General features: G+C 69.3%; 21 protein-coding genes. 14 read left to right on the top strand and 7 right to left on the bottom strand.

The window, feature by feature from the left end; all coding sequences use genetic code 11:
- The first annotated feature begins 134 nt into the window (after positions 1-134).
- From LVY72_RS20270 to LVY72_RS20260, 3 genes are all read left to right on the top strand, one after another.
- Positions 135-626 (top strand): inorganic diphosphatase, encoded by a 492-nt coding sequence (locus LVY72_RS20270; protein ID WP_237825893.1) that lies wholly within the window; start codon positions 135-137, stop codon positions 624-626.
- Between the two features lie 110 nt (positions 627-736).
- On the top strand, positions 737-1435 hold the full coding sequence (locus tag LVY72_RS20265; protein WP_237825891.1) for a DsbA family protein: 699 nt from the start codon (positions 737-739) through the stop codon (positions 1433-1435).
- 36 nt (positions 1436-1471) lie between these two features.
- On the top strand, positions 1472-2068 hold the full coding sequence (locus LVY72_RS20260) for a hypothetical protein (protein ID WP_237825889.1): 597 nt from the start codon (positions 1472-1474) through the stop codon (positions 2066-2068).
- A gap of 18 nt (positions 2069-2086) precedes the next feature.
- On the opposite strand, the gene LVY72_RS20255 is transcribed toward LVY72_RS20260, so the two are convergent.
- A complete protein-coding gene (locus tag LVY72_RS20255; protein WP_237825888.1) occupies positions 2087-2971 on the bottom strand; it encodes an HAD family hydrolase in 885 nt (294 codons plus the stop codon).
- Between the two features lie 164 nt (positions 2972-3135).
- The gene (gene serS, locus LVY72_RS20250) at positions 3136-4422 is read right to left on the bottom strand and encodes a serine--tRNA ligase (protein WP_237825886.1); all 1287 of its coding nucleotides are present in this window, start codon (positions 4420-4422) and stop codon (positions 3136-3138) included.
- A 137-nt stretch (positions 4423-4559) separates the two neighbouring features.
- Between serS and LVY72_RS20245 the strand changes: the two genes are divergently transcribed.
- Positions 4560-5651, top strand: coding sequence for a diacylglycerol/lipid kinase family protein (locus LVY72_RS20245; protein WP_237825884.1), 1092 nt, complete (start codon positions 4560-4562; stop codon positions 5649-5651).
- A gap of 29 nt (positions 5652-5680) precedes the next feature.
- Here LVY72_RS20245 and LVY72_RS20240 read toward each other — a convergent pair whose 3' ends face one another.
- The 3 genes from LVY72_RS20240 to LVY72_RS20230 all read right to left on the bottom strand — a co-directional run bounded on the left by LVY72_RS20240 (position 5681) and on the right by LVY72_RS20230 (position 7531).
- On the bottom strand, positions 5681-6034 hold the full coding sequence (locus LVY72_RS20240; protein ID WP_237825883.1) for a hypothetical protein: 354 nt from the start codon (positions 6032-6034) through the stop codon (positions 5681-5683).
- Positions 6035-6274: 240 nt separating this feature from the next.
- Positions 6275-7201, bottom strand: a complete 927-nt coding sequence (gene pheA / locus LVY72_RS20235; protein WP_237825882.1) for a prephenate dehydratase — start codon at positions 7199-7201, stop codon at positions 6275-6277.
- 3 nt (positions 7202-7204) lie between these two features.
- Positions 7205-7531, bottom strand: a complete 327-nt coding sequence (locus LVY72_RS20230; RefSeq protein WP_237825879.1) for a rhodanese-like domain-containing protein — start codon at positions 7529-7531, stop codon at positions 7205-7207.
- A 120-nt stretch (positions 7532-7651) separates the two neighbouring features.
- Here LVY72_RS20230 and LVY72_RS20225 point away from each other — a divergent pair, with 120 nt between their 5' ends.
- The gene (locus LVY72_RS20225; protein WP_237825878.1) at positions 7652-8395 is read left to right on the top strand and encodes a Type 1 glutamine amidotransferase-like domain-containing protein; all 744 of its coding nucleotides are present in this window, start codon (positions 7652-7654) and stop codon (positions 8393-8395) included.
- A 15-nt stretch (positions 8396-8410) separates the two neighbouring features.
- Here the strand turns inward: LVY72_RS20225 and LVY72_RS20220 are convergent, their stop codons facing one another.
- Entirely contained in the window at positions 8411-9310 is a 900-nt protein-coding gene (locus tag LVY72_RS20220; protein ID WP_237825877.1) for an Lrp/AsnC family transcriptional regulator, read from the bottom strand.
- Positions 9311-9570: 260 nt separating this feature from the next.
- Between LVY72_RS20220 and LVY72_RS20215 the strand changes: the two genes are divergently transcribed.
- The 4 genes from LVY72_RS20215 to LVY72_RS20200 all read left to right on the top strand — a co-directional run bounded on the left by LVY72_RS20215 (position 9571) and on the right by LVY72_RS20200 (position 15788).
- Complete coding sequence (locus LVY72_RS20215; RefSeq protein WP_237825876.1) at positions 9571-11277, top strand: amidohydrolase; 1707 nt, start codon at positions 9571-9573, stop codon at positions 11275-11277.
- A gap of 10 nt (positions 11278-11287) precedes the next feature.
- A complete protein-coding gene (locus LVY72_RS20210; RefSeq protein ID WP_237825875.1) occupies positions 11288-12634 on the top strand; it encodes an MFS transporter in 1347 nt (448 codons plus the stop codon).
- Positions 12635-12784: 150 nt separating this feature from the next.
- Positions 12785-14167, top strand: a complete 1383-nt coding sequence (locus tag LVY72_RS20205; protein WP_237825874.1) for an amidase — start codon at positions 12785-12787, stop codon at positions 14165-14167.
- 136 nt (positions 14168-14303) lie between these two features.
- The gene (locus LVY72_RS20200) at positions 14304-15788 is read left to right on the top strand and encodes a peptide MFS transporter (protein ID WP_237825872.1); all 1485 of its coding nucleotides are present in this window, start codon (positions 14304-14306) and stop codon (positions 15786-15788) included.
- Between the two features lie 65 nt (positions 15789-15853).
- On the opposite strand, the gene LVY72_RS20195 is transcribed toward LVY72_RS20200, so the two are convergent.
- Positions 15854-16363: a DUF4190 domain-containing protein gene (locus tag LVY72_RS20195; RefSeq protein WP_237825870.1), complete on the bottom strand. Its 510-nt coding sequence runs from the start codon at positions 16361-16363 to the stop codon at positions 15854-15856.
- Between the two features lie 256 nt (positions 16364-16619).
- On the opposite strand from LVY72_RS20195, the gene pgm reads away from it, so the two are divergent.
- From pgm to LVY72_RS20170, 5 genes are all read left to right on the top strand, one after another.
- Positions 16620-18254, top strand: a complete 1635-nt coding sequence (pgm, locus tag LVY72_RS20190; protein WP_237825869.1) for a phosphoglucomutase (alpha-D-glucose-1,6-bisphosphate-dependent) — start codon at positions 16620-16622, stop codon at positions 18252-18254.
- A gap of 234 nt (positions 18255-18488) precedes the next feature.
- The gene (locus LVY72_RS20185) at positions 18489-19586 is read left to right on the top strand and encodes a serine/threonine-protein kinase (RefSeq protein WP_237825866.1); all 1098 of its coding nucleotides are present in this window, start codon (positions 18489-18491) and stop codon (positions 19584-19586) included.
- Positions 19583-20131, top strand: coding sequence for a hypothetical protein (locus tag LVY72_RS20180; RefSeq protein WP_237825864.1), 549 nt, complete (start codon positions 19583-19585; stop codon positions 20129-20131). The genes LVY72_RS20185 and LVY72_RS20180 overlap by 4 nt, the downstream gene beginning before the upstream one ends.
- A gap of 84 nt (positions 20132-20215) precedes the next feature.
- Positions 20216-20821, top strand: coding sequence for a hypothetical protein (locus tag LVY72_RS20175; protein WP_237825863.1), 606 nt, complete (start codon positions 20216-20218; stop codon positions 20819-20821).
- Positions 20822-20926: 105 nt separating this feature from the next.
- Positions 20927-21391, top strand: coding sequence for a pyridoxamine 5'-phosphate oxidase family protein (locus LVY72_RS20170; RefSeq protein WP_237825862.1), 465 nt, complete (start codon positions 20927-20929; stop codon positions 21389-21391).
- Positions 21392-21409: the final 18 nt, after the last annotated feature.

Genomic DNA, 21409 nt, shown 5'->3' with positions numbered 1-21409 from the left:
CCGGGCGGGCGTGGATGCCGGGCCGGGGACGCAGGGCCTATATCGTTAAGGGTAAACCGGCGCGGGGTGTGGGCCCGATCCATTACGGCCTCCCGGCCGCGCCAGGAACTGCCACCGCCGTCTAGGAGCATGCCATGAAGCACGATGTGACCATCGAAATCCCCCGGGGATCGCGCGTCAAATACGAAATCGACCATGAAACGCACCGCCTGCGCCTGGACCGTGTCCTGTTCACGTCCATGCAGTACCCCACGCACTACGGCTACTTCGAGGACACCTTGGGCGAGGACGGGGATCCGCTGGACGCCATGCTGCTGCTGCAGGATTTCGACCTGCTGCCGGGTGTGCTGGTCGAGGCCCGTCCGATTGCGGTCTTCAACATGACCGACGACGGCGGCGGCGACGCCAAGGTGCTGTGCGTGCCTACGGACAAGCGCTTCGACAACATCCAGGAACTTGCCGACGTCCCGGAGTTCCTGGTCAAGGAGATCGAGCACTTCTTCACCCGGTACAAGGACCTGGAGCCGGGCAAGTGGGTCAAGGCCGAAGGCTGGTCGGACCGCGCCGCGGCCGAGGCGGAACTGGAAGCCTCGATCAAGCGCTTCGCGGCCGAGGGCGGGGCATAGCACCGCGTCGCCAGCCGACTGCTCCTCCTCCCGCCGCGGGCCGGGCAGGCCATCCTGCCCGGCCCGCGGACTGCCTTAGCGCCACCTGATCCACCCCGTTAGTAGGACTTTTGAACCCCAGCACCACCAGCGAACCGCCCGTACCGACCAAACAACCCAGCAAGGCACGCGCCGCCGTCTGGATCCTGCTGGGGCTGGTGGTCCTGGCCGGCATCCTGGGTTTCGCCGCCGCCCGCAACGCCGTGGCCGGCACCCCGCAGGATGCAGGCCAGCTGGTCCGCGCCAACAGCCGCGTCCTCTGGCAGGCGCCGGACGAGAAGGCGCAGCTGGTCGAGTTCGTGGACTTCGAATGCGCGGCCTGCCTCGCCGTGCAGCCCTACGTCGAGCAGCTGCGCAAGGATCATGGGGACCACCTGACCATCATCGAGCGCTACTTCCCGCTGACGGCCCACCGCAATTCGATGAACGCCGCGCTGGCCGTGGAGGCCGCGGCCCAGCAGGGCGCCTACAAACCCATGTACCGGAAGATGTTCGGCGCCCAGGAGGACTGGGCCGGCTCCGCCGAGGACAAGAGCGGCGTCTTCCGCGGCTACGCCAAGGAGCTGGGCCTGGACCTGGCCGCGTTCGACCGCGCCGTCGCGGACCCGGCCACCGCCGCGCGCATCGAGGCGGACAAGGCCGACGGCCTGGCCCTGGGGATCACCGGTGCCCCGACGTTCTTCCTCGACGGCAAGCCGCTGGTGGCGGACTCGCTGGAGCAATTCCACGACCTTGTCGAGCAGGCCGCCGTCCGGTCCCACGCGAAGTAGCCGCTCCGGCGGAACCGGAGCGGCAATACTGGGTGCATGTATGTGCTCACCATCAACGGGCGCGGCCCCCGGCCGGCCGCGGACCAGGTGCCCGGGCTGGTCAGGACACTGCGCCATCTGCCGGCGCTGATCGGCTTCCAACGCTCGGTCGCGGACGAAGTCATCGGCGTCGTCCCCGATCCGGACACCGCCGTGCAGGCCGCGCTGGGTGCGCTCCGCAGCCGCCGCTGGAATGTGGGGATCGGCGCCGGCGCGGTGCATCCGCCGCTGCCGGAGGCCGTGGGCGCTGCCGGCGGGCCGGGCCTGGTGTATGCGCGCCGGGCCGTGGACCGGGCCCGCACGGCCGCCGGGCGGGTGCCGCTGGCGGTGGAGGGAGCGGACCGCGGGCCGGCCGCCGAGGCCGAGGCCGTGCTGCGGCTGCTCGGCGGCATTGTGGCCGGCCGCAGCCCGGCGGAGTGGAAGGTCCTGGATCTGCTCACGCCCGGCGCCCGCGGGCAGCAGAAACTGGTGGCGCAGGAACTGGGTATCAGCGCCCAGGCGGTCAGCAAGGCGGTCGTCCGCTCGCGCTGGAACGAGGAGTGGGCCTGCCGGCCGGCGGCCGCCCGGCTGCTGGCCCTGGCGTCCGGCGCCTGAGCCCGGCCGCCGGAGCGGTCAGGGCAGCAGGCTGCGCAGTACGGCGGCCGCGCCGTCCTGCTCCACGGTGCCGGTGATCTCCTGGGCGACGGCGGCGACCTCCGCCGGCGCCTGTCCCATGGCGACGCCGCGGGCGGCCCAGTCCAGCATCTCGATGTCGTTGCGCCCGTCCCCCATCGCCACGGTGTCGGCAGGGTCCACGCCCAGTTCGCGGCGCAGCAGTTCCAGTGCGCTGGCCTTGGTCACGCCGTTGGCGGCAATGTCCAGCCAGGCGCTCCAGCCCACCGAGTAGGTCACCCCGTGCAGCCCGGCGCTGTCGATCGCGTGGGCGAATTCGTCCGGGGTGTTGTCCGCGCTGGAGACCACCACGCGGACCGCGGTGGCGTCCGCCAACGTCTCGAAGTCCACGCCTTCGGCCTCGATGCCGAAAGTCCCGTCCTGGAAGCGCTCGGTGGACAGGAACCTGCCTTCCTCGTCCTCGAGGGCGAACTTGGCCGTGGGCAGTTTGGTGCGCAGCGCGCGCAGCGCCGGGCCGGGGCTGAAGGTCACCCGGTCCACCACCTCATAGCCGTCCGCCAACGTCGCGTCGATCCGCAGCGTCACCCCGCCATTGGAACAGACGGCATAGCCGCTGGTCAGGCCGATCAGTTCGATCACCGGCAGGGTCGCGTTCAGGGAGCGGCCGGTGGCGACCACGACCTGGTGCCCGGCCTCCACCACCGCGCGGGCGGCCTCGCGCACCGCGGGGCTCATATGGCCGTCATGATTGACCAGGGTTCCGTCGACATCCAGCGCGACCAGCTTGCGCAGTTTGCGCGAACCGTTCAGGGAAGCACGGTCTGTCATCGTCATCTTGCGCTGGTCCTCGGTGCCAGCGGCTGCATTTTCAGCTGTGGTTGTCATTTCACCAGTGAACCAGACCGCCGGACGGCGCGGTAGGATTCCGGTCACAAACCTGCGTGAACTCACGGTGAACCCGCCCCACCCCCCTCCCGATCGACTTGCCACTTAGCGCCCTTTTCAGGGCGCTATCTGTCGAGTCGATCGGAAGGGTGGGGTGGGGTGGGTTAGAGGACGGGGAGGACTTCCAGGCCGCCTAGGTACGGGCGCAGCGCCGCGGGGACGGTGACCGAGCCGTCGGCATTCTGGTGGTGCTCCAGGATGGCCACGATCCAGCGCGTGGTGGCCAGCGTCCCGTTCAGCGTGGCCACCGCCCGGGTGCCCTGCTTCTCTCCCTCCGGGCCGAACTGGCGTTCGCGGATATTGAGCCGGCGGGCCTGGAACGTGGTGCAGTTCGACGTCGAAGTCAGCTCGCGGTAGGCGTTCTGCGTGGGCACCCAGGCCTCGCAGTCGAACTTGCGGGCCGCGCTCATGCCTAGATCCCCGGCCGCGGTGTCGATCACCCGGTAGGGCAGCTCGACCTTGGCCAGCATCTCCTCTTCCCAGGACAGCAGCCGCTCGTGTTCGGCGGCGGCTTCCTCCACAGAGCAGTAGATGAACATTTCCAGCTTGTTGAACTGGTGCACCCGGATAATGCCGCGGGTGTCCTTGCCCGCCGCCCCGGCCTCGCGGCGGTAGCAGGAGCTCCAGCCGGCGTAACGCATCGGGCCGCCGGACAGGTCCAGGATCTCGTCCGCGTGATAGCCGGCCAGCGCCACCTCCGAGGTGCCGGTCAGGTACAGGTTGTCCCGCTCGAGCCGGTAGATCTCGTCGTCGTGCGCCACGTCGAAGCCGGTGCCCTGCATGGTCTCCGGCCGCACCAGCGTGGGGGTGATCATCGGCACGAAGCCGTTGGCCACGGCCTGGTCCAGCGCCATGTTCATCAGCGCGATCTCCAGCCGGGCCCCAACCCCCTTGAGGAAGTAGAAGCGGGAGCCGGAGACCTTGGCACCGCGCTCCATGTCCACGGCGCCGATCAGCTCGCCTATGGCCAGGTGGTCGCGCGGCTCGAATCCGTCCGGGCCGAAGTCCCGCGGCTTGCCCACGGTCTTGACGACGGAGAAGTCCTCCTCGCCGCCCGCCGGCACGCCCTCCACGATCAGGTTCGGGATGCTGCGCAGCAGCGCGTCCTGCTCCGCCTGGGCCGCGTCGGAGGCGGCCTGCGCGGCCTTGACCTTGACGGCAAGCTCCTTGACCTCGGCCAGCAGCGCCTGCTTCTCGTCGCCCTTGGCCTGGGCCACCTTCTTGCCGAAGGCGTTCTGTTCGGCGCGCAGGGATTCGTAGCGGTTGATCGCGTCGCGGCGGGCGGTGTCCGCGGCAACCACCGAGTCGATCAGGGACTCGTCCGCCCCCCGGGACCGCTGGGACGCACGGAAAATCTCGGGATTGGCGCGGAGTTCATTTACATCGATCACCAGCCAAGTCTAACGGCCGAGGGACCCGCTGCGAGCGGAGCGAGCAGACGGGAGGCCGTTGGACGCTATACAAAAATCGCAACGGCAAACGGGTTCGGCCGGGGGCCGGACGGAGTGCGGATATTCTAAGGACCATTATGGACACTCAGTGGGTGGTTGGCCTGGCTGTCGCAATCGTGGCGGCGGCGGTGCTCTTGAGCTGGCTCAGTGTCCGCCGTATTCCCCGACCGCGCCCGGAGCAGACCGGGACCCTGCCGCCGCCGCGCAGTGCCGGCATCCAGCGCGTGGCCCTGGTGCTCAACCCGATCAAGAACGACGCCGAAACCGCGCGGCGCAAGATTGCCGCCGCCTGTGCCGAGGCGGGCTGGGACGACCTGCTGGTGCTGGAAACCACACTGGAGGACCCGGGCCACTCGCAGACCCGGCGTGCCCTGGCCGCCGGGGCCGACGTCGTGCTCGCCGGCGGCGGGGACGGCACCTTGCGGGTGGTGGCCTCGGAACTGGCCGGCGGGGAGGTGCCCGTGGGGCTGGTGCCGCTGGGCACCGGAAACCTGCTGGCCCGGAACCTGGGCATGGACCCGAACGATCTGGACACCAGCATCCACACCGCGCTCCACGGCGAGGCCCGGCGCATCGACACGGCGACCATCACACTGGAGAACCGGCACACCGGCACGGTCACGCACGACACCTTCCTGGTCATGGCAGGCATCGGCCTGGACGCCGAAGTGCTCGCGGCCACCCGGGACGAGCTGAAGAAGCGGATCGGCTGGATGGCCTATTCCGAGGCCGGGGTCCGGCACCTGCCGGGCAAGCGCCAGCGGGTCGTGATCAGCCTGGACGACGGCCCGGCCGAGCACCGCCGGATCCGCAGCGTCCTGTTCGCCAACTGCGGGCGGATGCCCGCCGGCATCCATTTCGTGCCCGACGCCCTGGTGGACGACGGCGAACTGGACATCGTGGTGCTCAGCCCGCGCAGCGTTTTCGGCTGGCTCTGGATCGGTGCGAAGACCGTGCTCAAGCACCGCGCCCCGATCCCGGTGATCGACTACATCCGGGCCCGGAAGATCCGGATCACCGCACCGGAGCCCATGAACACCCAACTGGACGGGGACCTGTCCGGGCTGGTCACCGCGTTGACCGTGCAGGTGCAGCCGGCGTCGCTGTCCGTCCGTGTGGACCCGCTGGCCCTGCGGGACAACCCCGGCGCCAACTCGTTCAGCGACTGAGCGCAGGATCCTCCCGTGCCCGCGCTGCCTTACTGCTCGTCGCCGGCGTGGTACTGGTCGTCGCTGGCGTCCGCCTCGACAGTGCCGGCCAGTTCCTCGTCCGCGACGTCGAGGGAGGCGGCAGCCCCGGCCAGGCCGATGGTCTCGGCGCCTTCCTCGCGGTAGCGGCCGCCCTCGTCGGTGGGAAACCTGCCGTGGGACTGCTCCTGGATCAGCTCCTGCTCCTCGGCCAGGCGCAGGTCGTTGGCCAGGTCTCCGGCATCCCCGACGCGCTCCTCCCGGGCGGTCTGGGTCAGAGCCTCCTCGAAGGCGTCGTCGTGCCTGCTGTCGTCCCCGTAGCGGCCCGATCCCTCGCCTGCGTCCGGATCGATCTTTTCAGTCATGGCCCCGCCTTTCCTTAAAGCTTTCGGTGAGCTTCGCATCATGGACAACCATCAGCTTACTTATCACCTGCCGCTGCGGAAACCGGCCGGCCACCTTCCGCTCACGCGGCAAGGAACTACCGGACCGCGGATTCGGACACTCCGCCGGAGCCTGGCGGCACGGTCTCCCCGTCCATGAACCTGTCGACGGCGCGCGGGTGTAGCCCGGGCCAGTACAGTCGCTGCGGCGCAGTCGCGGCATCAGGTGCCCTTCAGGATCCCCTCGACCCACGTATACGCCTCGCGGAATGCTTTGTCCTGATGGTGCCGCGGCACCGAATAGCCACGGCGGTCCGCCCGCGGGTACGACCCCAGGAAACGCAGTTGCGGGCTGATCCGGTGCAGCCCGCGCACCGCGTCCGCCACCCGCTCCTCGGCCAGGTGGCCGTCGACGTCGATGCTGAAGAAGTAGTCACCCAGGTACTGGCCGGTGGGCCGGGACTCGATCCGGCTCAGGTTCACTCCGCGGGTGGCAAACTGCTCCAGGATCTCCATCAGGGCGCCCGGGTGGTCCTCCGGCAGCGGGACCACCAGGGTGGTCTTGTCCGATCCGGTCGGCGCCGGCAACGCTCCGGGCTTGCTGACCAGGATAAAGCGCGTCACGGCGTCGGCAACGTCGCCGATGTCGTCTGCCAGCACGGTCAGCCCGCGCTGCTCGGCCACCAGCGGGGAGCAAATGGCCGCATCGTACGGGCAGTTGTCGGCCAGCAGGCCCACCGCCGCGGCGGCCGTCGAGGAGCCGGGCAGGTATTCCGCGTGCGGAATATTCCTGTCGCTCCACTGCTTGCACTGCGCCCAGGCGTGCGAGTGGGTGGACACCGACTTGATGTCCTCCAGCAACAGCCCCAGCTTGGCGACCAGCACGAAGCGGATCGGCACCAGCTTCTCGCCGATGATGCCCAGCGGCTCGCCGGTGGCAATGGCGTCCAGCGTGGCGCTGACCCCGCCTTCGACCGAATTCTCGATCGGCACCATGGCCGCATCCGCCTCGCCGGTGCGGACCTTCTCCAGCGCGATGTTCACATTGGCGGCCGGAATCCGCACGGACTGGACGGCATCCGCCACCTGCAGCAGGGCGGCCTCAGTGAAGGTCCCCTCCGGGCCCAGATAGGTATAGATGGTAGCCATCGGCTACAGCACCGTCGGCTGCTTGCCGCTGTCGGCAACCATGTCCCGGCCGGCTTCCTGCCAGGCATCCATGCCGCCGGCGACATTCATCGCCGAGTAGCCGTGGCCCACCAGCCAGGCCGTGGCCCGGTAGGAGCGTCCGCCGGTCCGGCAGATCACGTACAGGTCCTCGTCCGGATCCAGCTCCTCGAGCCGGTCGGGCAGCTGGTCCAGGGGAATGTGCACGGCACCGTCGATGTGCCCGGCCTCCCATTCATAATCCTCGCGGACATCCAGGACCGTGGCCCCGGGGCCGATCCTGTCCACGCCCACGTTCTCGATGCCGCTCATGGAACCTCCGAATAGCAACTGCGCAATCAACTGGGGCGGCCGGCACCACTGGCACCGCGCCGCCAACTCCAGCCTATAGTGGGATCACCCGTGCACCTTAATGAATGACCGAGGACATCCATGGCCGCCGATCAGCCCACCATCCTGGCCACCTCCGGTGGCTACAAGCCAGGCCGCCGGACCAGGCTGGAATTCAACCATCTGGTCCACCACGCCGTCGAACTCTCCGGCGTCACCGGCCGGGCCCCGCGGATCACCCATCTGGGCACCGCCGGCGGGGACCAGCGGGCCGCCAACAGCGACCTCAGCGATGCCGCCCGGGTGGCCGGATTCGACCTGGCGCACCTGAACCTGTTCAGCATGCCCAACATCGCCAATATGGAGGGGCACCTGCTGGAGCAGGACGTGGTGTGGGTCAACGGCGGCTCGGTGGCGAACCTGCTGGCGGTGTGGCGGGTGCACGGGCTGGATGCCATCTTCCGCCGCGTCTGGGAGGCAGGCGTGGTGCTGGCCGGGGTCTCGGCCGGCTCCATCTGCTGGTTCCGCGGCGGCACTACCGACTCCTTCGGGCCGGAGCTGCACGCGGTCACCAACGGCCTGGCCCTGCTGCCGTACGACAACGGCGTGCACTACGATTCGGAGCCGCAGCGCCGGCCGCTGGTGCAGAAACTGGTGGCGGCCGGCACCCTGGGCGAAACGCACTGCACCGACGACGGCGTCGGCCTGGTCTACCGGGGCACCGACCTGGTCGAGGCGGTCACCGAGGTGGAGGGCAAGCAGGCCTGGCGCGTGACGGTCCATGCCGGGGACGGCCCGGAGGCGGTGGCCCTGGAGGAGCCGATCGAAGCCCGCTTCCTCGGCTAGCGGGCTGCCGCCTTCCTACCGGACCTCCGGCATCGGCCATTCGTAGTGTTCCCGGAAAACCTCCAGGTGCACCCAGCTTTCAACCTTGCGGACGTCCGCCGAACCCTTGATGTGCTCGATGGCGCGGCGCAGGCCCGCCCCAGAGTCCGCGGCCACGGTGGCGACGAAATCGAAGCGTCCGATGGTGCGGGCGAGGAACTCGATGCCGGCCAACTGCCCGAACCGGCCGATCACCTCGGTGCCCTCGCCCGCGACATTGATTCCGACGCCGGCGGCGACGGCTCCGTCGCCGCCCTGGCGCCTGCGCGCGGCTCCGATGCGGATCACCGACTGGGCGACAAGGGCGTTGACTCGGGTCCGCGCGGCGCTGGGTGACAGGCCGACGCGGCCAGCCAATTCGCGGTAGCTCATGCGTCCGTCCTCCTGCAGCAGCCGCATGAGCTTCAGGTCGGACTGGTCGATGCGCAGCCCCTCGGGCAGTGCCTGGCGGGGCATAAAGATGCCGCGGACCACGTCGACGTAGCTGAGCGTGTTCACGGTCAGCACATCGGGCAGGTCCCGCACCTTGGCGACCACTGCGTAGAGCTCGGCCTGGTTCGGCAGGCGGGCTTCGACAACGATGTCGTGGGCACCGCTGGTGGCCGAGACGAAGACGATTCCCTGCATCCGGCACAGCTGGCCGATGACGGGTTCGGCGGGTCCTGCCGTCTGGATGGACAGGTGCGCGAACGCGTGCAGCCCCAGGAACTGGGGATGGGCCGCGGCGACGACGCGCAGGTCGCCGCTGGCCAGCAGGCCGTCAAGCCTGGCCGTGACGGCGGCGCGGGAAGCTCCGGCGCACTGGGCGAGTTCGCTGTAGCTCAGGCGCCCATCCTCTTGGAGCAGGCTGTAGATCCTGTCGTCGATGCGCGTCATTCACGGCTCCCTTTCCGCCTCTTCCGCGGATTCGTTACGAAAAATTTTCGGCGCATGGCAATAGTCAGATAAGTCGCCAAATTTGTCGGTCATGCGCTCCTTGGTTCCATAATGCGTACATAACTACGCAAAACATCATCCAAGGATACTATTTGGCGACTTTTCTGTTTGATTCCAGCTCCGGCCGGACCTACTGTCGTCACATCGTTCCCTGGTGACTCAGGTCACCCACCAACGGATGACAGGAATAGAGCATCACCGTGCGCAAGCTGAACCATCTCGAAGCGTCCGTCCTGGACGCCACCCCGACGCTCTTCGTCGGCGCCACGCTGCACACCGTCGAGGCCGGCCGCCCGACGGCCGAAGCGTTCCTCACCTACGGCTCCCGGATTGCCTCGGTCGGCACGCTCGAGCACTGCCGCGCCCGGGCCGCGGAGCTGAGCAGCAGACCCTGCGACGTCGTGGACCTCGACGGCGCCGTCGTCGTGCCCGGGTTCATCGACCCGCACGCGCACCCGCTGATGTACGGGCAGATGATGAGCTGGGTGGACTGCGGTCCGGACAAGGCCGGCAGCATCCCGGAAATCATCGAACTGCTCCGCGCCGCGGCGGAGACGACGCCGGCGGGCCAGCCGGTGCGTGGCTTCGGCTACGAGCAGCGCAACCTGGCCGAGGCCCGGCACCCGCGCAAGGAGGAGCTGGACCAGGTGGCCACCGACCGCGAGGTGTACCTGATGAACGCCTCCGGCCACGGCGGCGTGGTCAACTCCTACACGTTCGAACTGCACGGGGTCACCCGGGACACCCCGAACCCGGCCGGCGGGGAGTTCTTCCGCGACGCCGACGGCGAACTGACCGGCGAACTCTCGGACGCCGCCTGCAACATCCTCACCGGGGTCGACGGCGTCAAGGTGGGCCACCACGGGCCGAACTTCCACCTGGCGGACGAGCCGGAGGAGCACCTGCGCCAGCTGCGCACCGCACAGCAGAAGTTTCTCGAGGGCGGGGTGACCACGATCGGCGACTGCCAGGTCTCCAAGCGCGAGTTCGACATGTACCTGCGCCTGGCCGAGCGGGACGAGCTGAAGACCCGGGTGAGCATGTACCTGCTCTCGCACCTGCTGGACGAGGCCCTGGTGATGGGCCTGCACGGTCAGTTCGGCAACGCCCACCTGAGCTTCGCCGGCTTCAAGTTCTACGCGGACGGGACCCTGGGCGGCTGGACCGCCTACTTCCCGGACGGCTACGTGGGCGATCCCTGCCGCACCGGGCAGCTCTACCACGAGCCGGCCGACTACGCGGCGTTGATCGCCAAGGCGCACGCCGCCGGGCTGCAGACGGCCACCCATGCCCAGTCCCCGGACGCCATCGAAATGGTGCTGGACGCCATCGAGGCCGCCCAGAAGCAGCATCCGGATGCGGATGCCCGGCACCGGATCGAGCACTGCGGCCTGCCCACCCCGGAGCAGATCGCCCGCATGGCCCGCCTCGGCGTCTACCCGGTGAACCAGCCGCAGCACTATTACAACTGGGGCGAGGGAGTCACCGACGCGATCGGCACCCCCGGGGAGCGCTTCAACCCGCTGGGCGAATTCCGCGACACCGGGCTTGCGGTTACCATCAGTTCGGATGCACCGGTGGCCGACCCGAAACCGCTGGAGGCCATCCAGGCCGCCGTCACCCGGATCACCCGGCGCGGGCACCGGCTCGGGGCTGACACCCTGCGCATCACCGCCGAAGAAGCCCTCGCCGCGCACACCCTCAACGGGGCACGGGTGCTGGGGCTCGAAGATGAGCTGGGCAGTATCAGCGAGGGCAAGCGCGCGGACTTCGTGGTCCTTGGCGCGGACCCGCTCGGCGTCGACCCCGAGGCCATCGCCGGAATCCCGGTGCTGCAGACTTGGGTGGACGGCGCGCGCCAGTACCTCAATGCCTCCGTCCCGGCTGCCGTGAACGCCGTACACTAAGGAACCCGTCATGACACAAGAAATGCAGCTCAAGAAGGCCCGCAAGGCCGGCCTTGCCGCCTTTGTGGGCACCACCATCGAGTGGTACGACTTCTATGTCTATGCCACGGCGGCCAGCCTGGTGTTCGGCACCGTGTTCTTCCCCGCCAGCGAGGACCGACTCACCGGTATCGCCGCGGCGTTTGCCACCTACGCCGTCGGCTTCTTCGCCCGGCCGGTGGGCGGGATCATCTTCGGGCACGTGGGGGACCGCTTCGGACGCCGCTCCGCACTGGTGATCACCCTGCTGATGATGGGCGGGGCGACCTTCGTGATCGGCCTGCTCCCCAGCTACGCCCAGATCGGCGCCTGGGCGCCGGTGATGCTCGTCCTGCTGCGGTTCATCCAGGGCATCGCCGTGGGCGGTGAGTGGGGCGGCGCGGTCCTGATGGCCGTCGAGAGCGCGCCGGCGGACCGCAAGACCTTCTACGGCGGCTTTGCCCAACTGGGCAACTCCGCCGGGGCACTGCTGGCCACCGCGCTGTTCGCCTGGCTGTCCACCTTCGGTGCAGGCGCCCTGGAAGCCTGGGCCTGGCGGGTGCCGTTCCTCGCCTCCGCGATCCTGATCATCGTCGGACTCGTCGTCCGGCTCAAGGTCGAGGAATCACCGGTCTTCCAGCAGGAATCCACCCGGCAGGGACCCGCCACGCAGGTCCCGATCGGCTACGCCATCACGAGGAACTGGAAGACGATCCTGCTGGGCATCGGGGTGCTGCCGGTCGCCGTCGGCGGCTACTACCTGGTGACCACCTTCGCCACCGCCTATGCCACCGACCCGTCGGTGGGCCTGTCGGAGACGACGGTGCTGAACGCGCTGAGCGTGGCCGCGATCGTCGAACTGATCGCGACCCTGGCCATTGCCTGGCTCGGGGACAAGGTGGGGCGGCGCGCCGTGGTGGCCGCCGGGCTCGTGCTGGTGGCGCTGCTGGCCGCACCGCAGTTCTTCCTGCTCTCCAGCGGATCCGGGCTGGCGATCTTCCTGATCTTCGGGCTGATGCGCCTGGCCATGGCCGCCACCTACGGGCCGATCGCCGCCGTCCTGTCGCAGATGTTCCGCCCGCAGGCCCGCTACACCAGCATCTCGCTGTCCTATCAGGTGGCCGGCGCCGTGTTCGGCGGGCTCTCGCCGCTGGTCTCCACGCTGCTCTTCCAGGCCACCGGCACCATCTGGTCCGCGGTCCTGCTGCTGATCGGCATGTGCGTGCTCAGCCTGATCTGCCTGGCGCTCGTCCCGCAGTACACGGACGAGGAACCGCCCGGGGACCGGCCGGAGGACGGGTCCGAGTCCACGAACGGCATGAGGCCGCAGACCGTCTGACGCGGCTCAGGCACGGCGGCTCCGGAACCCGTGGCAGGGTTCCGGAGCCGCTTTTGTGCCGGCGGTGCAGGTACGGACGGGCACGCATCCATACCTGCGATATCGCCGTAGCATGGAAAGTCCGAAAATAACCGGAGGCCATGGCTGGCAATGACCGAACCGCACGAACTGACCGCGCTGCAGCAGCGCGATGCGCTCCGCCGCGGCGAGGTGGGCGCGCTCGAGCTCACCGAGCACTACTTGGCCCGGATCGAGCAGCTCAATCCCCGGCTCGGCGCCTTCGTGGCCGTGACCGCCGAGCTGGCCCTGGCGCAGGCCCGCGTGGCCGACGACCGTCAGGCCCACGGGCGCGCGCTGCCCCGGCTGCACGGGCTGCCGCTGGCGTTCAAGGACCTGACCGACGTCGCCGGGGTGGCAACCACGCACGGCAGCCTGGCGCTGGACCATATCCCGGCCCGCTTCAGCCACACGCTGGTTCAGGTCCTGCAGGACGCCGGGGCGGTCAGCCTCGGCAAGACCCAGGTGCCCGAGTTCGGCCTGACCTCCTACAGCGAGAACCGCGTCGCCGCCCCGGCGCGCAACCCACTGGATACCGCACTCAGCCCCGGGGGCTCCTCCGGCGGCAGTGCCGCCGCCGTGGCGGCCGGGATGCTGCCGTTCGCCCCCGGGACCGACGGCGGCGGCTCGATCCGGATCCCGGCGGCGGCCACCGGGCTCCTGGGCCTGAAACCGGGCCGGGGCCGGGTTCCTGCCGGCACGGCGCGGGAGGACGCCGCCGCCTTGGTGGTCGCCGGGCCGCTCGCCCGGACCGCCGCGGACGCCGGGCTGCTGCTGGATGCGATGGTGGACGAGCCGCTGGCCCGGGCCGCCTTTCCCGGCGAACCCGGCTTCCTCGCCGCCGCCCTGCAGGCCGCGGGCAGGTTCCGGATCGGCGTCAGCACCGTCTCGCCGTTCGCCGCCGCCTATCCGCTGCGGCTGGACCCGGAGGCGCAGACCGCCCTGGATGAGGGCATCCGGCTGCTTACCGGATTGGGGCACGACGTCGTCGACACGGCCTTCCGCTACGACAACCGCTACGCGCAGGCCTTCGGCACGGCCTGGACGTCCGCCCTGGCGAACCTGCGGATTCCCGCCGGCCGGGAGGCGCAGCTGATGCCGCTCACCCGCGCGCTGCGCCGCCGGGCCCAGCAGCGGCCGGCCGCCGCCGTGGCCGGGGCCCTGGCGGTGCTGGCGAGGTTCGCCGAGGACACCCGTGCCCAGTACTCCGGCTACGATTTGGTCCTCACCCCGGCCCTGGCCCAGACCCCGCGCCCGGTGGGCTGGTACACCGCGCAGGACCCCGAGGTGGACTACATGCGCCAGTGCCAGTACTCGCCGTACAGCTCGATGGTCAATGTCTGCGGGCTGCCCGCCGTGGTGGTGCCGGTGCACACCACCGCGGCGGGGCTGTCCATGGGCATCCAGCTGATCGGCCGGCCGCGCGCCGAGGCACAGCTGCTGGCCGTGGCCGCCCAGCTGGAGGCCGTGCGCTGACCCGCCGGGGGCCGGTTTCGGCCGGGCGGACACCGCCTTGGAAACCCGGCACTGACTAGGCGAAACCCCTACCATGCATTGCCCCGGGCAACCAAGAATATGACATGACATGTATCACGGTGGCAAAATTGAACGAATGAGCCAATCCTCAGAACCCGTGCTGAAGCCGCCCACCGGCGCACAGCAGGCGCAAAAAACCTTCTTCGGCCACCCCCGGATGCTGGCCAACCTCTTCTCCGTAGAACTCTGGGAGCGCTTCTCCTTCTACGGCATGCAGGGCATCCTGCTCTACTACATGTACTACACCGCTACCGAGGGCGGCCTCGGCATCAGCGAGGCCGTCGCCACCGGACTGGTAGGCGCCTACGGCGGCGGGGTGTACCTTTCCAGCATCCTGGGTGCCTGGGTCGCCGACCGGCTGCTCGGCGCCGAGAAGGTCCTCTTCTACACCGCCATCATGATCATGTGCGGCCACATCGCCCTGGCCGTGATCCCGGGCGCGGCGGGCCTGGCCATCGGGCTGGTCCTGATCGCGCTGGGCTCGGGCGGGCTCAAGGCCACCGCCAGCTCGCTGGTCGGCTCCCTCTACGGGGAAAAGGACGACCGCCGCGACGCCGGCTTCTCCATCTTCTACATGGGCGTGAACATCGGCGCCCTGTTCGGCCCGCTGCTCACCGGCCTGGCCCAGGTCAAGCTCGGCTTCCACTATGGCTTCGGCCTGGCCGCCATCGGCATGGCCATCGGCCTGGTCCAGTACGCGCTGACCCGCAGGAACCTACCCGACACCGCGCACCACGTGGCCAACCCGCTGCCGCGCCACCGGTACCGCACGGTGGCCGCCGTGGCCATCGCCGCCCTCGTCGTCATCGTGCTGGCCGTCGCGTTCGGCCTGGTCACCGCCGAGAACCTGGCCCCGATCATGGCCTGGCTGGCCATCATCGCGGCCGTCGCGTACTTCGCCGTCATCCTCTCCAGCCGGCGGGTCACCGGCCTTGAGCGCAAGCGGGTGTTCGCGTTCATCCCGCTGTTCATCGCCTCGGCCGCCTTCTGGGCCCTGTTCCAGCAGCAGTTCACCGTGGTCGCGCTGTACTCGGACCACCAGCTGGACCGGCACTTCCTCGGCTGGGAAATGCCGCCGAGCTGGGTCCAGTCCATCAATCCGGTGTTCATCATCGTTTTCGCCGGCGTCTTCGCCGCGCTGTGGACCAAGCTCGGGCCGAAGCAGCCCAGCTCGCCGCTGAAGTTCGCCCTCGGCCTGGCCGTGATGGGTCTGGCGTTCCTGGCCTTCATCCCGCTCTCCGGCGGCGGCCCGGCCAGCACCCCGCTGCTGGCCATGGTCGGCATCCTGTTCCTGTTCACCATGGCGGAACTGTTCCTCTCCCCCACCGGCAGCTCGGTCTCCACCAAGCTGGCGCCGAAGGCCTTCCAGACCCAGATGGTGGCGCTGTACCTGCTGTCCATCTCGCTGGGCACCACCCTGGCCGGCATCCTCGCCGGGTACTACAGTCCCGAGAACGAGGTCCCGTACTTCGGCTTCATCGGCATCACCGCGATTGTGCTGGGCGCGGCGCTGGCTGCCACCGTGCCGTCGCTGAAGAAGCTGATGGGCGGCATCCGCTGACCCGTGACGACGGCGGCGCCGGGCAGGTGTCTTTCCTGCCCGGCGCCGCCGGTTAAGCCCTCCCGTCAGGGCGCAGTGCCGCCCACCATCGCGCCGACGGAAACGAAGAACAACAGCACCATCCAGATCCCGGCCACGATGTAGCCCATGATCAGGCCGGCCATTGCCATGGTCCGCCCTCCCGGCTCGCGGCGCAGGGCCAGATGGCCAAAGACAATGGCCAGGACCTGCGGGATGAAGAACAGCCCGGCCGTCAGCACCGAGACAATGCCGCAGACCAGCGCGGTGATGCTCAGGCCCTTCGGCGCCGGCGGGACGGGGGCGAAGTAGGGCTGGGCGTAGCCGGGGCCGCCGTAGCTTCCGTAGCCCGGGGCCTGCTGTACGCCCGGCTGCTGACCAAAGGGGCCCGGCTGCTGGCCAAAGGGGCCCGGCTGCTGGCCGTAGGGAGCCGGCGGAATGTCCGGATTCGACGGCGGCACCGGCTGCTCCGGCTTCTTCGCGTACGGATCCGTGTACCAGCCCGGATTCTTCGGGTCGTTGAACGGCGGGGTGTTCCCCTGCTCCGTGCCTGCCATCTGCTGCTCCCTTCGCTGATTTTCCGGCTGAGTGCCTGCCTTCAGTCTAGGCCGCGGCCCGGTCCACGGCGCCGCCCGCAGGACCCCTGGCGGACCACCTGTGATGAAACGTTAATGTCGGCGGGCACACGCCGCGTCTCCGGCCGGCACCCGTGTCCCGTCGTGGCAGCCCGGTCGGCCGACGCCGTCGTCGTAACCGGAAGGAAATTCCCGGTAATCATCCCCGGACCGGCGGCAACTTTGGCATGCTGGAGCCATGGCAAACCGTGCGGGCACCCTGGCCCTTCCGAGCGACCTTGTTAACCTGACGGCCCTACTGGACGCGTACTTCGACGTCAAGCCGGACCTGTCCGACCCCGCCCAGCGGGTAGCCTTCGGCACCTCCGGCCACCGCGGCACCAGCCTGAACGGTTCGTTCAACGAGGACCATATCGCCGCGATCACCCAGGCCATCGTGGAGTACCGGGCCGGCCAGGGCATCGCCGGGCCGCTCTTCCTCGGCAAGGACACCCACGCCCTCTCCGATCCGGCGCAGAACACCGCGCTGGAGGTGCTTGCGGCCAACGGCGTGACCGTCTGGGTGGATGCCCGCACCGGCTGGACGCCGACGCCGGGGGTCAGCCATGCCATCCTCAAGCACAATGCCGCGCACCCGGACGCCCAGGGCGACGGCATTGTGGTCACCCCGTCCCACAATCCGCCGCAGGATGGCGGCTTCAAGTACAACCCGCCGCATGGCGGTCCGGCGGATTCGGACGCGACCGGCTGGATCGCCAACCGCGCCAACGAGCTGCTCGAGAACGGACTGCGCGGGGTCAGGCGCATGCCCCTGGCGCAGGCCCAGTTCTCCGACGCCATCGGCTCCTACGACTTTTTGAGCAACTACGTGGACGACCTGCCGCTGGTGCTGGACCTGGACGCCATCCGCAACGCGAACGTGCGGATCGGCGCCGACCCGATGGGCGGGGCCTCGGTGGACTACTGGAGCGCGATCGCGGACCGGCACAACCTGGACCTGACGGTGGTCAATTCCACGGTGGACCCGCAGTGGGCCTTCATGACGCTGGACTGGGATGAGAAGATCCGGATGGACTGCTCCTCGCCCTACGCCATGGCCTCGCTGATCGGCCGCTCGGCCGAGTTCGAAATCGCCACCGGGAACGACGCCGACGCGGACCGGCACGGGATCGTCACACCGGATGCTGGGCTGATGAACCCCAACCACTACCTGGCCGTGGCGATCCAGTACCTCTACACCCACCGCCCGCAGTGGCCGGGCAATGCCTCCGTGGGCAAGACGCTGGTCTCCTCCTCGATCATCGACCGGGTGGCCGCGGACCTGGGCCGGCAGCTGGTGGAGGTCCCGGTGGGCTTCAAATGGTTCGTGCCGGGCCTGCTCTCCGGCGAGGGCGTCTTCGGCGGCGAGGAATCCGCCGGCGCATCCTTCGTCCGGCGCGACGGCAAGCCCTGGTCCACGGACAAGGACGGCATCCTGCTGGCGCTGCTGGCCTCGGAGATCAAGGCCGTCACCGGCAAGTCGCCGTCGGAGCTCTACGGCGAGCTGACCGCGAAGTTCGGTGCGCCGTCGTACGCCCGGATCGACGCCGCGGCCACGCGCGAGCAGAAGGCCGCCCTCGGCAAGCTATCCGCCGCGGATGTCACCGCCACCGAACTGGCCGGCGAGCCGATCACCGCCAAGCTCACCGAGGCCCCGGGCAACGGCGCGCCGATCGGCGGGCTGAAGGTGACCACGGAAAACGCCTGGTTCGCCGCCCGTCCGTCCGGCACCGAGGACGTGTACAAGATCTACGCCGAGTCCTTCCGCGGCGAGGAGCACCTCAAGCAGGTCCAGGCCGAGGCGAAGGCGCTGGTGGACGGAGTCATCGCGTAACCCTGCCAGCAACAGGTTCCACGGGAAACATTCCCGCCGCGGCCCCGCGCAGCCACCCGGCTGCGCGGGGCCGTGGCGTGTACCGCCCGACCACCGGCCGGCTGGCCGGCAGCAGACCGCGGGCCGCAGGGTGACGGTTCCGCCGGCGGATTTGCTGTATATCTTTTCATAAGGGTGCTTCATTATTGGGAGCTGGCCGGAGGGGGAGGCTCCTTCCGAGGAAGGAGCGTGGCCGTGGGAGAAGGATTTTCGGCACTGGCGCTACCCACGCTCATCGGCGGCCGTTACCGGCTCCAGGAGCTGATCGGCCGCGGCGGTTCGGCCGCCGTCTACCAAGGCCAGGACGAAGTACTGGGCCGGGACGTTGCCGTCAAGATCTTCCATCCGGAGATTACCGAGCCCGATGAGCTGCGGCGGCAGCAGGCCGAGATCCAGCTGCTGGCCGCCTTCGACCACCCGGGCCTGGTGGCCCTTTACGACGCCGGGGCGGACGTCTCGCCGGCCGGGGAGTCCCGCACCTTCGCGGTGATGGAGCTGGCCGGCGGATCGGACCTGCGCCGCCGGCTGCGCCAGGGGCCGCTGCCGGCCGCCGACGTGGCCCGGATCGGAAACCAGCTGGCCGAGGCGCTGGCGTACGTCCACCAGCACGGCGTAATCCACCGCGACATCAAACCCGCGAATATCGCGCTGACGGCCGACCGCGCCGGTGAGCCGGCGGCCAAGCTCATGGACTTCGGCATTGCCCGGGTGATCGAAGGAACCCGGCTGACGGCCACCGGCAAGACCATCGGCACCGCCACCTACTTGAGCCCCGAGCAAGCCAAGGGCGAGGCCTTGGGAACCGCCAGCGACGTCTATTCACTCGGCCTGGTCCTGCTCGAGTGCCTCACCGGACGGGTCGAATTCCCCGGCAGCTCGGTCGAGTCCGCCGTGGCCCGGCTGCATCGGTCCCCGACGGTACCGCCGGCCTTCGGCCCACAGTGGGTGGGACTGATCCAGGCCATGACCCGGATGGAACCGGCGGACCGGCCCGCTGCCGCCGAAGCGGCAGCCGCGCTGGCCAGCCTCCGCGACCTGGCCCGGGAGGCAACGTGCGAACCGACGACGGACACCATGGCCGTGCCCGCGCCGCCCGGCCGGCCGGGGCCCTTCCGCAGATATGCCCGGTGGCTGGTCCCCGCGCTGCTGCTGCCCGCCGCCGCAGCGTTGCTTATCCTCCTGCTCCTGCCGGGAACCGGACGGGGCGAGCCGTCCGTGCCGCAGCCGTCGCCGGCCCTGACCGGAGATCTGGAAGTCCACCTGCGCGATCTCGAACGGAGCCTCGTCCCGTGACCAGACCTGGCGGGCAGCGCGCCGCTGCGGCCATGCTCATGCTCGGCCTCCTGACCGCCTGTTCGGTGCCGCAGCCCGAGCTGGCCGATTCCGCTGCCGCCGCCCTGCAGTCCCGCGCCGCGGCGATCCGCACGGCCGCCGCCGGCGGCGACTACCGGGCCGCGCTCAAGGCCTTGGACGGGCTCGCTGAGGAGCTGGACCGCGCGGCCGGGCAGGGCGAGGTATCGTTTCCGCGCTATCAGAGCATCGACACAGCGGTGGACCGGCTGCGGGCCGACCTGAACGCGTCCCTGCAGGCTGCTTCCCCCTCCCCTGTGGCGTCGCCGGTACCGGCCGCCCCGGTGGTGCCGGCAACCCAGAATCCGCCGGTGGCACCGGTGCAGCCGGCGATGCCTGCCCCGGCCGAGCCGAAAAGCAAGGAGGGCAAAGCCGAAAAGGCGGACCGCAAGAGCAAAGCGGGCCAGCAAGGCAATAACGGCAGGGGCAAAGCGGCAAAACCAGGCCGGGGAAAGGGCAAATCCGGGGCCAAACAGCACCGCCGCTGATCCGGCCCCGCGATTGCTCCCGACGCCTTCCGTAATGCCGCCGGTGGGACTAGGTTGGACAGTCCCAACATGCAGGAGATGACAATGTCAGGAAATCTCATCGCACGATCCGTCCACGATCTGACTGCCGGGGCATGGTTTGGCAGCGGCCTGATGGGTGTCGTGGGCCTCAACGGCGCCACCGCACAGGCCCACGACCCGAAGGAACGGACCCGCCTGTCCAGCCTCGGCTGGAAGAAATGGGCCCCCGTGCAGACTGCGGCCTTCGCGGCCCACCTCGCGTCCGGGGTACCGCTCACCTTGGGCAACGCGGACCGCTTGGGGAAACAGCACGGTGTCATGCGGCTGACCGTGTACAAGAGCATCGTCACCGTCATTGGAGCGGCGGTGACCCTGTACGCGGGGCTGGTCGGGCAGAAAGTCGACAAGTTGTCCCAGGAAGGCGCAGCGGGTGCCACCGAGCCAGGGCCGGAATCATCGGAGGAACTGGCGAAGGCGCAAAAACAGCTGAAGATGCTGCAGTGGGCCATCCCATTCTTTGCCGGATGGGTCATCGTGCTGGGAGCCAAGGAAGGCGAGCTTCAGCGGGTGGAGAATGTGGTCCTGGGCGTGGCGAAGCAGCAACAGGCTGCCGGCCCGGTGACGTTGGCCGGCCTGCGGTCGAGGTGGAGCCGCACTTTCTGCCGCTAGGAAACAACCTGAAACTGCGGGAGGTCCGGCCAAGGTTGGCCGTCTTCCACGGTTTTCCCAACTTGCCCCTGCCCGGCCGGCGCACTGTATGCCTACACTGGGCCCATGACGGCCGACGACACACGGTATGGAATCCAGCACCTTTCCCCGGACGAATGCTGGGAGGCATTCCGCAGCGCCGAGGTGGGCAGGCTTGGCGTGCTCATCGATGGGGATCCCGAAATCTTTCCCGTCAACTACGCGGTGAACAGCGGAACCATCGTGTTCCGTACCGCTGAAGGCACCAAACTCGACGGTGCGCTGTCGGCCGGCCGGGTGGTTTTCGAAGTGGACGGGTTCGATCCGGACACCAATCGGGCATGGAGCGCCGTGGCCAAAGGCACGACGGACCGGCCGCGGACGGTTGAAGACATTCTTGAAACCGTGGAGCTGCCCATTTTCCCGTGGCAGGCGGGCGACAAGACGCACTACGTGACCATCGTCCCCGCGGAGGTCACCGGCCGGCGGTTCCACGTGCAACCCGGAGCCCGGCGCAGCCCGTCCATCAGCGAGATCCCGCGGACCGAGTAGCCCCGGGGCCGGGGTCTT

Origin of the sequence: Arthrobacter hankyongi (assembly GCF_022012395.1) — a bacterium.
Lineage (GTDB): Bacteria > Actinomycetota > Actinomycetes > Actinomycetales > Micrococcaceae > Crystallibacter > Crystallibacter hankyongi.
This window is presented reverse-complemented; position numbering and strand designations above follow the sequence as displayed.

What these genes read in the sequence shown, in the direction of transcription:
- LVY72_RS20270 (WP_237825893.1), top strand. Translation starts at nt 135, where the DNA reads ATGAAGCACGATGTGACCATCGAAATCCCCCGGGGATCGCGCGTCAAA.
- LVY72_RS20260 (WP_237825889.1), top strand. Translation starts at nt 1,472, where the DNA reads ATGTATGTGCTCACCATCAACGGGCGCGGCCCCCGGCCGGCCGCGGAC.
- LVY72_RS20255 (WP_237825888.1), bottom strand. Translation starts at nt 2,971, where the DNA reads ATGACAACCACAGCTGAAAATGCAGCCGCTGGCACCGAGGACCAGCGC.
- LVY72_RS20245 (WP_237825884.1), top strand. Translation starts at nt 4,560, where the DNA reads ATGGACACTCAGTGGGTGGTTGGCCTGGCTGTCGCAATCGTGGCGGCG.
- LVY72_RS20240 (WP_237825883.1), bottom strand. Translation starts at nt 6,034, where the DNA reads ATGACTGAAAAGATCGATCCGGACGCAGGCGAGGGATCGGGCCGCTAC.
- pheA (WP_237825882.1), bottom strand. Translation starts at nt 7,201, where the DNA reads ATGGCTACCATCTATACCTATCTGGGCCCGGAGGGGACCTTCACTGAG.
- LVY72_RS20230 (WP_237825879.1), bottom strand. Translation starts at nt 7,531, where the DNA reads ATGAGCGGCATCGAGAACGTGGGCGTGGACAGGATCGGCCCCGGGGCC.
- LVY72_RS20225 (WP_237825878.1), top strand. Translation starts at nt 7,652, where the DNA reads ATGGCCGCCGATCAGCCCACCATCCTGGCCACCTCCGGTGGCTACAAG.
- LVY72_RS20220 (WP_237825877.1), bottom strand. Translation starts at nt 9,310, where the DNA reads ATGACGCGCATCGACGACAGGATCTACAGCCTGCTCCAAGAGGATGGG.
- LVY72_RS20210 (WP_237825875.1), top strand. Translation starts at nt 11,288, where the DNA reads ATGACACAAGAAATGCAGCTCAAGAAGGCCCGCAAGGCCGGCCTTGCC.
- LVY72_RS20205 (WP_237825874.1), top strand. Translation starts at nt 12,785, where the DNA reads ATGACCGAACCGCACGAACTGACCGCGCTGCAGCAGCGCGATGCGCTC.
- LVY72_RS20200 (WP_237825872.1), top strand. Translation starts at nt 14,304, where the DNA reads ATGAGCCAATCCTCAGAACCCGTGCTGAAGCCGCCCACCGGCGCACAG.
- LVY72_RS20195 (WP_237825870.1), bottom strand. Translation starts at nt 16,363, where the DNA reads ATGGCAGGCACGGAGCAGGGGAACACCCCGCCGTTCAACGACCCGAAG.
- pgm (WP_237825869.1), top strand. Translation starts at nt 16,620, where the DNA reads ATGGCAAACCGTGCGGGCACCCTGGCCCTTCCGAGCGACCTTGTTAAC.
- LVY72_RS20175 (WP_237825863.1), top strand. Translation starts at nt 20,216, where the DNA reads ATGTCAGGAAATCTCATCGCACGATCCGTCCACGATCTGACTGCCGGG.
- LVY72_RS20170 (WP_237825862.1), top strand. Translation starts at nt 20,927, where the DNA reads ATGACGGCCGACGACACACGGTATGGAATCCAGCACCTTTCCCCGGAC.